This is a genomic window from Duganella qianjiadongensis (genome assembly GCF_009857915.1).
In the GTDB taxonomy this organism is placed as follows: domain Bacteria; phylum Pseudomonadota; class Gammaproteobacteria; order Burkholderiales; family Burkholderiaceae_D; genus Rugamonas; species Rugamonas qianjiadongensis.
The window spans coordinates 48,127-60,841 of the sequence record NZ_WWCM01000009.1 but is presented as its reverse complement, the minus strand read 5'-3'; the positions used below and the strand labels follow the sequence as shown (position 1 = coordinate 60,841).

The window sequence follows — 12,715 nt, the reverse complement described above, 5'->3', positions numbered from 1 at the left end:
TAGATTGGCAGCAATACAATCGTTAATCTACAGTCACTTTTTACCCGTTTCGAGGAGCCTGCCATGCCCATCAAAAAAATCCCCACCGTCTCGCGCCGCGTGACGCCGGTAATGGCTGGCGCCGCTGTAGTTCTGCTGGGTCTGGCCGCTACGGTGGCCGCCGTGCTGATCCGCGTCTAATCTACCCGGCCCGCCCTATCCACTAGACTCCGCGTCGGGCGCGCAGACGCCCGACGATTCCTGTCGGAAAATAGTACACGGAGAGCACCAGCAGCACTCCCATCCACAGCGACCAGCGGTCGGCATGCACCAGCCGCGCCAGCAGCGCCATCACCGGCTCCAGCGCCGAGCCGGATTGCCCCGCCGCCCCCTGCACCAGCGCTGCACTGGCCCACTTCATCAGATCGATCAGATAGGTCTGCGCCACGATATACAGCGCACTGCCGAGCACCGCGCCATACAGCGTGCCGCGTCCGCCGATAAAGGTAATTAACAGCACATTGAGCATGATGGCAAAGGACAGCGTGGTATCCGGTCCCAGATAGCGCAGCCACAGCACCAGCATGCCGCCCGCCAGCGTGGCGCCCAGCGCCCCCAGCACACTGCCCAGCGTACGGTAGGCAGCGGTGTGATAGCCGATGGCCTCGGCGCGGAACTCGTTCTCGCGGATAGCCTGCAGCACCCGCCCGAACGGCGAGGCGACGATGCGCAGCATCAGCAGGAAGGCCAGCAGCGCCAACACGAACAGCAGATAATAAGTAATCACCTTGCCATTGATAAGCTTATCGAACAGCGGTTCTTCCAGCAGGCGGAAGGCAGGGCTCAGCAGCTCCGGCACAGGAATGGTCAGGCCATCATCGCCGCCCGTCCACTCGGGGAACTGGCTGGCCATCACGCTCACGCAGCTGGCAATCGCCAGCGTCACCATGGCGTAGAAGATAGCCTGCACGCGCAGCGAGAACACGCCGATCAGCAGCGCCAGCGCCAGCGATACCAGCATGGCAGCCCCCAGCCCGATCAGCACGGAGCTGAAACTGGGGCCGCGATGCAGCAGCGCCAGCCCCACCCCGTAAGCGCCCACGCCATAGAACATGGTGTGGGCAAACGAGATAATCCCCGTATAGCCTAGCATCAGATCATAGGATGCCGTAAGCACGACGAATATGCAGATGGTCGCCGCTGCATTGATGGCACGCGCGCCGGGGAACAGGAAAGGCGCCAGCGCCAGCAGCAGCACGATCAGCGTCAGCGCCCAGCTCAGGCGCCGGCTGCGCGGCAGTTCATTCGATAGCAGATGGATGCTCATAGTCGTCTTCGATTTCAGTGCAGAGTCAATGCATAGTCAATGAGTAAGCGGATACAGCCCGCGCGGACGCCATGCCAGCACCACCAGCATCAGTCCCACTTCGGACAGCAACGCCGCCTTCGGCGCGAGGAAGCCCACATAGTTACTGGCCAGCGCCACCAGCAGCGAAGCAAGGAAGCAACCGCCCACGGAACCCATGCCGCCGATGATGATGACGATCAGTATCGACACCAGACTGCTGGCGCCTATGCTGGTGGTCAGCTCCTGCCGGTACAGCCCCCACAGCAGCCCCCCCATGCCAGCCAGCGCCGCACCGGCCACGCTCACGCCGACGAACAGCGTACGCACGCGGTAGCCGAGTGCCTGCACCATTTCGCCGTTCGCCACGCCAGCACGCACCAGCAGGCCGATGCGGGTGCCGTGCAGGATCAGCATCATCGCGCCGAACACCAGCAGGCCCGCCGCTGCGCACAGCACGCGGAATTTTTCGATCACGGCATCACCGAACACCCAAGCGCCATCGAACGCGGCGGGACGGGTTAGCGGAATCAGTTCGGCGCCCCAGATCGCCGTTACCAGTTCCTGCAGCACGGTCGCCGCACCAAAGGTAATCAGAATCTGCATCAGCGCATTGCCATAGACGGGTCGGATAATCAGCCTTTCGTAGATCCAGCCCAGCGCTGCGGTCACTGCTACAGCGGCCAGCAGCGCCAGCCCCAGCGCTGCAGCATTGAGGCCGATGGCATCGGCCTGCAGCCAATCGCCAAGGCGTAGCAGCACCAGCGTGGCTGCATAGGCCCCCACCGTAATAAATGCGCCATGGCCGAAGTTCATCACGCCCATCAGGCCGAACACCATGGTCAGGCCACTGGCCATAATAAACAGCAGCATGCCCATGGCCAGCCCGGCCACGGTCAGCGTCAGCCACGTCGCGCTGTCGCCCACCCACAGGAAGGTCAGCAGCAGTATCGCCGCCAGCACATACCACGGCTGGTAATCGATGCGCTTACGCGGCAACATCATCTCGGCCGCAGCAGTGGTAGCAGCGGCAGCAGGCATAGCCGTCATCGTGTTCCTCTCTATTGATGTGCTGCGAGCGAGAGCCCCAGCAAACGGGTTTGCAAGTCCTGATCGGCCGCCAGGTCGGCCATGCGGCCGCTGTGCACGATCACGCCGCCATCCATCACGGCCACCGAATCACCGAGCCGCGCCACAAAGCCGAAGTTCTGCTCCACCAGCAGGATGGTGGTGGCACTGGCCTTGAGCTGCACAAACGCTTCAGCCAGATGGTCGATGATGGCCGGCGCCAACCCTTTGGTCGGTTCATCCACCAGTATCAGGCGGCGCGGCTCGATGATGGCGCGGGCAATCGCCACCATCTGTTTCTGCCCGCCCGACAGGGTGCCGGCCGGCTGGTGCCAGAAACGCTTAAGCGCGGGGAAGATACCGAAGATCCACTCCAGCCGCGCCCCATCCGGTTTGCCGCTACGGCAGGCCAGCTGCAAATGCTCCTGCACGGTGAGCTGGGCAAAGATGCCCATATTCTCGGGAATATAGGCGATGCCCAAACGCGCAATCTCGGGCGTCTCCATGCCAGCCAGCTCGCGCCCGTCAAACTTCACGCTGCCGGCCGAAGCACGCCACAGGCCCATGATGGTGCGCAGCGTGGTGCTCTTGCCTGCGCCATTACGGCCCAGCAGCACGGTCAGTTCGCCGCGCGGCACTGCCAGATCGACGCCATGCAGAATATGGTACTGCTCGATATGGGTGTGCACCCCGCTCAGTTTCAGTAGGGGCTCACTCATGCCGCACTCCCGTCGATCCCAGATAGGCCTGCTGCACCAGCGGCAGCGCCATGACTTCGGCCGGATCTCCATCCGCCATCAGACAGCCCTGATGCAGCACGATGATGCGGTCCGCCAGCGCACCGATCACATCCATCTTGTGCTCGACCAGCAGCACCGTCTTGTCGCGCATGGCTTTGATCTGGTGTATCAATTCCAGCAGGACGGGCACTTCATCGACACTCATGCCGGCAGTCGGTTCGTCGAACATGAAAATTTCGGGATCGAGCGCCAGCAGCATGGCCACTTCCAGCTTGCGCTGGTTGCCGTGCGAAAGCGTGGCGGCAATCTGCTCGCGCAGCGGCCCCATGGCCACCTGCTCCAGTATCTGCGCCGTGCGCTGGTTCACCTGCTTCTGCTCCGACCAGACGGAAAACATGCGCATGCCCACTCCGGCGCGGCTCTGCACGGCCAGCCGGATATTCTCCTGCACGCTCAGCTGCGGGAACAGATTGGTCAGCTGGAAGGCGCGGCCAATACCGAGGCGGGTACGGCGCGCCGCACTGAACGACGTCACGTTCTGCCCATGCAGCCGCACACTGCCACTGGTGGCGGCTAGCTGGCCCGAAATCAGATTGAAATAGGTGGTCTTGCCCGCGCCATTGGGGCCGACGATGGCCGTCAGCTCGCCGGCGCGGAAACTGGCCGTCACGTCCTGCACGGCCTGATGCCCGCCGAAGCGGATGCCTAGGCCCTCGGTGGCAAGGGTGACGCGGTGGCTATCACTCATGTGCTTGAACAGTTAAGGCTTGTTGTTGATAGGGATAGGCAGCTGGCTAGCCGGAATCTCGCGCACCAGTTCCAGCAGGTCCCACTCGTTCTTCTGCTTGTCCTTGGCCTTGATGCGGAAGTGGTACATGGGCTGCATGGCCTGATGGTCTTCCTTGCGGAAGGTCATGGTGCCCTTGGGCGTTTCGAAATTCATGCCTTCCATCGCCGTAATCAGCTTTTCCGTATCGCTGCTGCCCTTGGTTGCGTGCAGTGCCTGCACCACAGCGCTCGCTGCGGCCGCGCCACCGGCCACAAAGAAGTCGGGCGGAGTACCGGCAAAGCGCTTCTTGTGCTCGGCCACCAGCCAGCGGTTCATGGCATTGGTCGGGAAATCGTAGTAGTAGTACAACGAGCCTTCCGAACCGGCATAAGCGCTCCAGCCCTTCATCACGGGCAGCAGATTCCCGCCCGGCACCAGCGTAATGTTGTAGCGGCCCGGCTGCAGATTGGCCAGCTTGTTGACCGGGCTGCTGCCAGCCCAGGCCACGACGAGGAAGCGCGGCTCAGGTGCTTTCTTGAGCGCGTCGATCAGGCGCTGGCCCGCAGCAGTGAAATCCGTGCTGGCGGGCGGCGCATATTCCTCATGCACTACCTTGGCCTTACTGCCCATCTTGGTCAGACAGTCGCGCGCAGCGGCAATGCCATCCTTGCCGAACACATTGTCCTGTGCCAGAAACGCCAGACTGGCAGGCGCCATGGTGGCGGCAGCGCCGGCACAGGCGTCATGGAAGGAGTTGCGCGACGTCTTGAAAATATAGCGGTTGTAGAATTTTCCCGTAATGTCCGAGGCGACGGCCGCTTCCACCACCAGCACCTTCTTCATTTCCGCTGCCACCGGCAGCATGGCCAGCGCCGCACCGGACGTCGTAGTGCCAACGGCGATGTCGGCGCCATCGTCCACATAAGCTTCCGTCAGCAGTGCTTTGGCCATATCCGGCTTGCCCTGATCATCCTTGCTGATGACCACGATCTTGCGGCCTTCCACCGTCATCGTCCCTTGCGTCAGATATTCCAGACCCAGCATGAAACCGGCTTCAGTCTGGCGTGCATAGGCTTCGAATGCGGGATGGCTCTTGCTGGTGATCAGCGCGACCTTGAGTGGCGCAGCCTGTGCCAGCGCGGTGCAGGCCAGCAGGCTGATGGCAGCCCAGACGGTATTACGCAGCTTGTGCGGCATGGGTAACTCCTGTTTGATTGGAAAAGTGAATCAGCATCAGCGACTGGCCTACTAAAGCTGGCCGCTCCTGCCCTTCTATTTCGACACTGCAGTCTAATCCTACCAGCACACGGTCGCCGGCTTTGGCCACGGCCGAGCGCAGTACGATGGAACTGCGCACGCGCGCGCCGCACAGCACTGGCGCAAGAAAGCGCAAATTCTCCACACCGTAATTGAGCACCTCGTCCGCACCCAGCACATCGAGCAGCGCATGCAGGCAGCTTGGCGCCAGCATGGACATGGTGAGGAAGCCGTGTGCAATGGTGCTGCCTAGCGGGCTTTCACGGCGCGCCCGCTGCGGATCGGTGTGCAGCCAGTAGTGGTCCCCTGTGGCAGCAGCAAAACCGTCGATGCGTGACTGCTCGATGCAGACCCAGTCCGACAGCCACAGACGTTCGCCTATGCGCGCCTGCACGCGCGCCACATGATCGGGTGCGATCATCGCGCCCCCGCTCATGGCACAACGGCGAGGAAAGTGCTCAGCGCAGCCTGCGCCTCCACCTCGTCCAGCATGGGCGCATGCCCTACCCCGGGCACTTCCACCACTTTCATCTGCGGTGCATCGGCACGCATGGCCGCAATCTGCGGCGCTTCGATCAGGTCCGAAATGCCGCCATACAGCAGCATGGTCGGCACCTTGCGCGCCAGCCGGCGGAAGGCCCAGCGCGCCATCAGCGAACTGGTTTTGATCTTGCCCCGTTTGATGGCAATGGCGATCGCCGGATCATATTGCGGACGGAAGCTGCCGTCGGCATTCTGGCCAAAGGTGCGGTGCGCCCACAGCAGCCAGTCGGCGTCGGTGTAGTGCGGAAAAGCCACGGCATTGATGCCCTTGCAGGCCGCAGCGGCAGCCTGCCATGTATCGACCGGCTCACTGGTGCCTACATAGCCGGCAATGCGCGACAGGCCGCGCTGCGACAGCTGCGGGCCCACATCGTTCAGCACAGCGGCTGCGATCAGGTGACGATAGCGCATCGCCATGGTCATGGTGATGATGCCGCCCATCGAAGTACCGATGAATACGGCGCGGGCTATGCCCAGCTCTTCCAGCAATTGCGCCACATCGCGCGCATACACCAGCGGATTGTAGTTATCGCTGTTGCTATCGTATTCGGATTTGCCTCGGCCACGGATATCCACCGATAGCACGCGGCGGCCCTGCGCTGCCAGCCATGGCGCCACCATGTCGAAATCGGCGCTGTTGCGCGTCAGGCCATGGATGCAGACGATGGGGCAGCGTGCCGGTCCGGCCGCAGGCGCATAGTCGCGCGCCATCAGCCGCAGACCATCGTGGCTACGCCAGCTCCGCTCGACGTAGGGAAGTTGGGAAGTAATCATAAGACTCCGTGCAGAAAAACAAAAACGGCGCACGACGCTCGCGCGCCGTGCGCCGTCCCTTACTTAAAACTTCACCGACAGTGTAGCTTTCACGGTACGTGGATCACCGTAGAAGGTGGTCACGGTATTGAAGAAGCCGCCGAAGGCATAACCGGCAACCTTGTAGCGTTTATCCAGCAGGTTGCGGCCATTCAGCGCCAGCTGCAGTTTGCGGTCGCTGCTGGTCCACACCAGGCCGGCATCCCACAAACCGTAGCCTTCCTGCGCCAGCATCAGATTCTGCGGCACGGTAGCATCGATCGAAGCGACGCCGGTCATGCGCACCATCTCGCTCTGATACACCTTGCTCTTGTAGGACACAGTGTTATTCAGCGACAGCGTACCGTTACGGCCAAAGGCAGCAAATGGCCAGTCGTAGGTAGCGCTCAGATTGGCCGCAGTCTTGGGCGTATTCTGGAACTCGGCCTGATCGGCCACGTTAGCCAGCGACTTGCCGTTGGCAACCATCCACTCCTTGTACTTGGCATCGATGGCGCTGAACATGGCGCTCACGGTGAACTGGTCCGTTACACGGGCAATCGCTTCCAGTTCCAGACCGGTGATCTTGGCCTTGCCGGCATTGGTCAGCGTACCAGCGAAGCCGTTCACGCTACCGTCCGCTGCAAAGGTAGGAATCGAGCCGGGTATCTGCACGTTCTTGTAGTCGCTATAGAACACCGCCACATTGGTCTGCAGGCGGCCGCCGTTCAGATTGGATTTCAGACCCAGTTCATACGAGTTCACCACTTCCGGGTCTACGCCCTGGCGCTTCTGCAGCGAGGCTGCCGTATTCGGGCCGCCCGATGCTGCCAGATCCATACGCGGATCGAACATGCCGCCTTTGAAACCTACCGAGTAGGTAGCATACATATTATTCTGACGGTCGATCTTCCAGCCCACACCCAGCTTGGGCGTGAACTTGGTATCGGTACGATTCAGATCGCCCTTGCCCATGTCGGTGTTGGCTGCCAGACCTGCCGCAGCCGGATTGCCCAGCGTAGGCGAGCCTTTCAGCCCCAGATAGGTGCGCTTGTAGATCGCCGCTTCACGCTCGTCGTTGGTATAGCGGCCACCGATGTTGATATTGAAATCGTCGCTAACGCTGTAGCTGGCATCGGCAAACGCTGCCCACGTCTTGCTGTCGATATCGTCGCGGGTGTACAGCGACAAGCCGCCGGCTGCGTTGTACAGCACGTCGAATTCATTGAAGGCATTGGTCTTCATGTAGAACAGACCAGCCACACCCTGCCAGCGCGAGCCGGTGTAAGTCAGCTGGAATTCCTGGCTGGCCTGACGGTCGGTGTAAATCGCTGGCGCTTCGAACAGCGGCGTATTGAGCGAATCGAAATCGATAGGCGCATACGATTTGCTGCTGCGATAAGCGGTAATCGACTTGAACGACAGCGTAGGATCGATCGCGTAGTCCACCAGCAGGCTGCCGCCTTCGGTAGTTACCTGCTGCTGATGACCCAGCACCGTGTACAGATTGGCGCGGGTATCATAATCACCGGACAGTGGCGCATCATTGCCCGGTGCCGGCCCGGCCGTCAGGCGATAGCCCTGCTTGGGCAGCGAATCGTCCACCGTGCGGTCAGCCGACAGGCGGATGAACAGCGCAGCCGATGGCGTCAGTTCGGCGCTCACGCGGCCAGCCACCACTTTCTTGTTATAGTTGTCGAGGCCATTGAGCACGTTCTTGCCGTAGCCGTCACGATTGAAGGTAGCCACCGTGCCGCCTATGCGCAGCATGTCGGAAATCTCGCCGCTGGCTTTCACCACCAGATCGCGCTGGTTGTAGCTGCCGATGGTGCCTTTCATATCCAGCGTATTGTCCTTGGCCAGACGGCGGGTAACGTATTTGACGGCGCCGCCTATGGTGTTACGGCCGTACAGCGTACCCTGCGGGCCACGCAGCACTTCGATGCGGTCCAGATCGTAGATATCGGTCAGCGCGCCTTGCGGACGGGCCAGATACACATCGTCGAGGTAAATGCCCACGCCCTGCTCGTAACCGGCCACAGGATCCTGCTGGCCGATACCGCGGATGAAGGCGGTCAGCGTGGTGTTGGTAGCACGCGAGGTTTTCAGCGTGGTGTTCGGCAGCGCATCGGCAAGGCCAGTGATATCGGGGATGCCGGCTTTTTCCAGCGCCGAACCGGAGATGGCCGTGACCGAACCCGGCACGTCCTGTATCAGCTCGGCGCGGCGGCGCGCCGTAACGATTACCTTGTCCGGTTCGCTGGCAGCAGGTGCTGCAGCAGGATCGGCAGCGACGTCGGCTGCATCAGCGGAAGCAGCAGCGGCGGCAGCAAAAGCCTGACCGGCAGCCAGACCGGAAATGGCCGAAGCGGCCACCATCATTGCAACGGAACGACGCAGCACCAGCGTGCCTTGTTTAGAAAAACGCATAGCATCTCCTCCAGATATTTTTTAGTATTTATATGCACCATGTCGGGCATTGCGCTGAAGTGTGCCCGTTATGACAACATAGATAAAGATGAAGCAATGCACGGCATGTGTGCAGAAATGCACAGCTCCCTCTGACGTTTCCGTGATGCATTAACGCAATTATTAAATTGCCCGCTCACGGCCTTCCCAGTACGGCGCGCGCAGTTCGCGTTTCAGAATTTTTCCTGCGGCGTTACGGGGAAAACTGCTGACCAGCGCAACCGCGCTGACTCGTTGATACCGTGCGGCAACGCGCACATTAATCCAGTCACGTAATTGCTCGGCAGTGCAGACATGAGCGAATGTCTGTTTCATTTGCACCACAGCGAACGGGGTCTCGCCCCACTTCTCGTCCGGCACACCGAACACCACCACTTCCGCCACGTCGGGGTGGGTTGCAATCACTTCCTCGATATCGCGCGGATAGACTTTCACCCCGCCACTATCGATCATGTCCTTTTTGCGGTCGACCAGATACAGATAGCCATCCGCATCGATGCGGCCGATATCGCCCGAGTACAGCCAGCCATCGCGTATGGTCTGCGCCGTCAGTCCGGGCTGGCCGTAGTAGCCGGACATCAGCAGCGGGCCGCGCCCTGCAATCTCGCCCGTTTCGCCCACAGCGGCCTCGCTGCCGTCTTCACGCACGATGCGCAGCTCGAAGAACGGCGGCGGCACACCCACCGAACCCAGTTTGCGCGCCGTGTCGCGCCGGTCCAGCACCGTGATAAATCCTTCGGTCAGTCCGTACAGTTCATGCAGCCGTCCCGGCAACAGGGACTCCAGCGACTGCTTGCGCGCCAGCGGCAGCGGTGCGCCTAGCGACAGCACCACCTGCAATGAAACCAGTTGAAGCGGATCGAGATCAGGCAGGTCGAGTATGGCCGCAATCTGCGAAGGCACCAGCATGGTGTGGGTGATCTTTTCCCGCGCCACCGTGGCCACGAAAGCCCGCGCGTCGAACGCGCCGTGCAGCACATAGCGCGCGCCCTGGGCAAAGGCCGGCATCATCATCACGTAGGCGCCGTTAAAGACGATGGCGCCCGTATGCAGCACCACCGATTCCGCCGTCAGACGGAAGATACTGGCCATCAGCGCCGCGTAGTGCGCGCGCACCCTGTGCGTGAGCAGGATGCCCTTCGGCTGCCCCGTCGTGCCGCTGGTATACATGATGTTGCACGGATGTTCGGGCGTAATGTGCGGGCGCTGCTGCATGGGTGCGCAGCCCGCAACAAAGCCCGCATAACTATGCGCGGCAGGCACTGCTGCAACGCACACCAGCTGCACCGGTGCATGCAGCGCCGCGATGGCCGCGCTCACGTCCGCCTGCGTCGCCTCGCTGGCAAACACGATCTTGGGTGCCGCATCCTGCAGCAGCGATTGCAGCCCACTGCACTGCAACAGCGGCGACAGCGGCACCGCCACCGCGCCAAGATCGGCACAGGCCCAGTAGATCGTCAGCAGTTCCAGACAGTTGCCCAGCACTGTGGCCACGCGGTCACCCGGCTGCACGCCGGCTTGCGCCATGGCCTGAGCCAGCTGGCCGCAACGTACAGCAAACTCGCGCCAGTTCAGCCGCTGCTCGCCAAACACCACCGCCACCGCTTCCGGCTGATAGCGCGCATGGTGCGCAAGCAGGCCGGCAATACACAAGGCATCCATAACATCCTCTAGGTCGGGAATTCAATGTGTGCGGATTTTAGTGACAAGTAACCACGCCGGAAACGGGAATTCTTGCCAACCCATTGTGCGTTGTTGCACAATCAATCACATGAATAAACTGCCCGAGTGGACTGACCTGCGCTACTTTCTGGAGCTGGCCCGTGCCGGCACCCTGACTGGCGCTGCGCGCCGGCTCGCGGTAGACCACACCACTGTGGCGCGCCGCATACAAAGGCTGGAACACGAATTCGGCACGCCGCTCTTCGACCACCGGCGCGAAGGCTACGAACTCACCGAGCAGGGCCGCGCACTGGTACCGCATGCGGAGCTGATGGAAACGGCCGCCATGTCGGCGCTCGAACAGCTGGCTGGCAAAATGCAGGGCGCACGCGGCGTGGTGCGGCTGGGATCGCCCGAACTACTGGGCTCCGTACTGGTGGCACCGCGTGTGCAGGAGCTGGTGACGGTCAATCCCGAGCTGCATCTCGATCTGCTGCTGCTGCCGCGCTTTGCCAATCTGGCCAACCGCGAGGCAGACCTCAGCATCACGCTGGACGCGCCGGAAACGGGCCGCTACATGGTCACGCGCCTGAGCTGCTTCCGCTACTACCTGTTCGGCTCGCGCAGCTATCTGGCCAGATTCGCGCCCATCACGCGCAAGGAAGATCTGGCCGAGCACCTGTTCATCGACTACGTGCAGACGCAGCTGATGAGCACAGGCTTGAACTATCTGGATGAAATCGGCATCGTGCCGAAGCGGCGCTTCTGCGCCACCGGCATGCTGGCGCAATGCGAGGCCGCCAATGCCGGCATAGGGCTGGTGATGGCACCGCCGTACGCGGCGCGCAAATATCCCGATCTGGTGCCGGTGCTGCCGGAAATCGTGTATGCCCACCGCACGCTATGGCTGGTGGCGCCATCCGACCTGTATGGACAGAAGCGCGTGCGTACCGTGTGGGACTGGCTGCGTGCCACGGTGGAAAGCCAGAAGGACCAGCTGTTCCTGCCGTCGCACTATACGCAGGAGCCACGCATGGAGCCGGTAGCCATCAACGTCTGATCGACGATTACCCTATCCGGTGCACCATCAGGCCGGCACGCAGGCCCACCCGCACATCGGGGTTGGGGAATACCACCAGCTCTTCCGGATACTGCACGGTGTAGACGGTATCGCCGTCGCGCGCAATCTCCTCGCCCTGACGCATGGCCGTGAAGTTGTGCGTCTCGCGGCCAAACGCCATGCGGAAGCTGTCACTCAGTTTGATGATCTGCCGCGCGGTGGCAAAGATATGCGGCTGGCGCGCAACCGTGGCCGGCGCCACGCCACGCAGCAGCGCATCGAGTGCCGCCGAAGCGTCGGCGAACTGGCCGATGTCGTTATTGCCCAGCGTGCCGATACGTCCCAGTTCTATCGTCGTTCCGGCGGCCTGATGGTATTCGGCCGAGTAGTAGCTGTAAGTGCCCACCGAAGCGGGATTCATGATGACGGCCCCCACACCGGCATGGCCCAGCCATTGCAGCAGCAGCTGGCGCGGCTGCTGCGCAATCAGCTCCGGCACGATAGCAAAAGCGGGATACACGGAAGGACGGATGGCCGTGTGCAGATCGAGGTGCCAGCGCACCGCACCGGCGTGCTGGAAGAAAGCACTGGTTGCCGCCACCATCACATCGGCACGCGCTGCTTCTGCCGTACCGGCCAGCGTGCCGCGTTCGGTGCGGAACATGCGGTTCAGATCTGCATCGATAAAGCGCTTGCCGGCGCGGATAGCATCGATATTCCCCACGCACAGCATCAGATCGACGGCCAGTGCTGCCGGACGAGCTGCCACATCGAGCGATAGCTGATCGAGCAGATAAGCCAGCACTTCGATCGGCCCCGTCTCGTCGCCATGCACGCCCACCGAGAGCAGCACGGCAGGCCGCTGTGCAGCGGCTGCCGCAGCAGCCTGGATGGTCAGGATGCCGTCCGCCGGCTGGCCGACGGCATATCCGGCGGCAGTGAAACGCTGCGCGACCACGCTGAAATCGGCTTCAGCGAGGGCGCGCACTGCCGCTGGCAGCGCAGTACTGATCTGACTCATTGCACCTGCC

General features: G+C 62.0%; 11 protein-coding genes. 1 reads left to right on the top strand and 10 read right to left on the bottom strand.

Going from position 1 to position 12,715, the window contains the following annotated elements:
• Nucleotides 1-202 precede the first annotated feature (202 nt).
• From GTP27_RS13975 to GTP27_RS13935, 9 genes are all read right to left on the bottom strand, one after another.
• A complete protein-coding gene (locus tag GTP27_RS13975; RefSeq protein WP_161039791.1) occupies nucleotides 203-1,306 on the bottom strand; it encodes a branched-chain amino acid ABC transporter permease in 1,104 nt (367 codons plus the stop codon).
• A gap of 36 nt (nucleotides 1,307-1,342) precedes the next feature.
• Nucleotides 1,343-2,365, bottom strand: coding sequence for a branched-chain amino acid ABC transporter permease (locus GTP27_RS13970; protein WP_202416798.1), 1,023 nt, complete (start codon nucleotides 2,363-2,365; stop codon nucleotides 1,343-1,345).
• 20 nt (nucleotides 2,366-2,385) lie between these two features.
• On the bottom strand, nucleotides 2,386-3,111 hold the full coding sequence (locus GTP27_RS13965) for an ABC transporter ATP-binding protein (protein ID WP_161039789.1): 726 nt from the start codon (nucleotides 3,109-3,111) through the stop codon (nucleotides 2,386-2,388).
• Complete coding sequence (locus GTP27_RS13960) at nucleotides 3,104-3,880, bottom strand: ABC transporter ATP-binding protein (protein WP_161039788.1); 777 nt, start codon at nucleotides 3,878-3,880, stop codon at nucleotides 3,104-3,106. Before GTP27_RS13960 ends, GTP27_RS13965 begins: the two co-directional genes overlap by 8 nt.
• Nucleotides 3,881-3,892: 12 nt before the next feature.
• Nucleotides 3,893-5,098 carry a substrate-binding domain-containing protein gene (locus GTP27_RS13955; RefSeq protein ID WP_229633878.1) on the bottom strand — a complete coding sequence of 402 codons (1,206 nt, stop codon included), beginning with the start codon at nucleotides 5,096-5,098 and terminating at the stop codon, nucleotides 3,893-3,895.
• Nucleotides 5,079-5,579: a MaoC family dehydratase gene (locus GTP27_RS13950; protein WP_161039787.1), complete on the bottom strand. Its 501-nt coding sequence runs from the start codon at nucleotides 5,577-5,579 to the stop codon at nucleotides 5,079-5,081. Before GTP27_RS13950 ends, GTP27_RS13955 begins: the two co-directional genes overlap by 20 nt.
• A gap of 11 nt (nucleotides 5,580-5,590) precedes the next feature.
• Nucleotides 5,591-6,475, bottom strand: a complete 885-nt coding sequence (locus tag GTP27_RS13945) for an alpha/beta fold hydrolase (protein WP_161039786.1) — start codon at nucleotides 6,473-6,475, stop codon at nucleotides 5,591-5,593.
• Nucleotides 6,476-6,538: 63 nt separating this feature from the next.
• A complete protein-coding gene (locus GTP27_RS13940; RefSeq protein ID WP_161039785.1) occupies nucleotides 6,539-8,923 on the bottom strand; it encodes a TonB-dependent receptor in 2,385 nt (794 codons plus the stop codon).
• A 162-nt stretch (nucleotides 8,924-9,085) separates the two neighbouring features.
• A complete protein-coding gene (locus GTP27_RS13935) occupies nucleotides 9,086-10,624 on the bottom strand; it encodes a class I adenylate-forming enzyme family protein (RefSeq protein ID WP_161039784.1) in 1,539 nt (512 codons plus the stop codon).
• Between the two features lie 109 nt (nucleotides 10,625-10,733).
• Here GTP27_RS13935 and GTP27_RS13930 point away from each other — a divergent pair, with 109 nt between their 5' ends.
• Complete coding sequence (locus GTP27_RS13930) at nucleotides 10,734-11,684, top strand: LysR family transcriptional regulator (protein ID WP_161039783.1); 951 nt, start codon at nucleotides 10,734-10,736, stop codon at nucleotides 11,682-11,684.
• A 7-nt stretch (nucleotides 11,685-11,691) separates the two neighbouring features.
• Here the strand turns inward: GTP27_RS13930 and GTP27_RS13925 are convergent, their stop codons facing one another.
• Nucleotides 11,692-12,705 (bottom strand): succinylglutamate desuccinylase, encoded by a 1,014-nt coding sequence (locus tag GTP27_RS13925; protein WP_161039782.1) that lies wholly within the window; start codon nucleotides 12,703-12,705, stop codon nucleotides 11,692-11,694.
• Between the last annotated feature and the right edge of the window lie 10 nt (nucleotides 12,706-12,715).

Excerpts from the sequence above, each read along its gene's own strand:
- GTP27_RS13975 (WP_161039791.1), bottom strand. The coding sequence starts at position 1,306 with ATGAGCATCCATCTGCTATCGAATGAACTGCCGCGCAGCCGGCGCCTG.
- GTP27_RS13970 (WP_202416798.1), bottom strand. The coding sequence starts at position 2,365 with ATGCCTGCTGCCGCTGCTACCACTGCTGCGGCCGAGATGATGTTGCCG.
- GTP27_RS13965 (WP_161039789.1), bottom strand. The coding sequence starts at position 3,111 with ATGAGTGAGCCCCTACTGAAACTGAGCGGGGTGCACACCCATATCGAG.
- GTP27_RS13960 (WP_161039788.1), bottom strand. The coding sequence starts at position 3,880 with ATGAGTGATAGCCACCGCGTCACCCTTGCCACCGAGGGCCTAGGCATC.
- GTP27_RS13955 (WP_229633878.1), bottom strand. The coding sequence starts at position 5,098 with ATGCCGCACAAGCTGCGTAATACCGTCTGGGCTGCCATCAGCCTGCTG.
- GTP27_RS13950 (WP_161039787.1), bottom strand. The coding sequence starts at position 5,579 with ATGATCGCACCCGATCATGTGGCGCGCGTGCAGGCGCGCATAGGCGAA.
- GTP27_RS13945 (WP_161039786.1), bottom strand. The coding sequence starts at position 6,475 with ATGATTACTTCCCAACTTCCCTACGTCGAGCGGAGCTGGCGTAGCCAC.
- GTP27_RS13940 (WP_161039785.1), bottom strand. The coding sequence starts at position 8,923 with ATGCGTTTTTCTAAACAAGGCACGCTGGTGCTGCGTCGTTCCGTTGCA.
- GTP27_RS13935 (WP_161039784.1), bottom strand. The coding sequence starts at position 10,624 with ATGGATGCCTTGTGTATTGCCGGCCTGCTTGCGCACCATGCGCGCTAT.
- GTP27_RS13930 (WP_161039783.1), top strand. The coding sequence starts at position 10,734 with ATGAATAAACTGCCCGAGTGGACTGACCTGCGCTACTTTCTGGAGCTG.
- GTP27_RS13925 (WP_161039782.1), bottom strand. The coding sequence starts at position 12,705 with ATGAGTCAGATCAGTACTGCGCTGCCAGCGGCAGTGCGCGCCCTCGCT.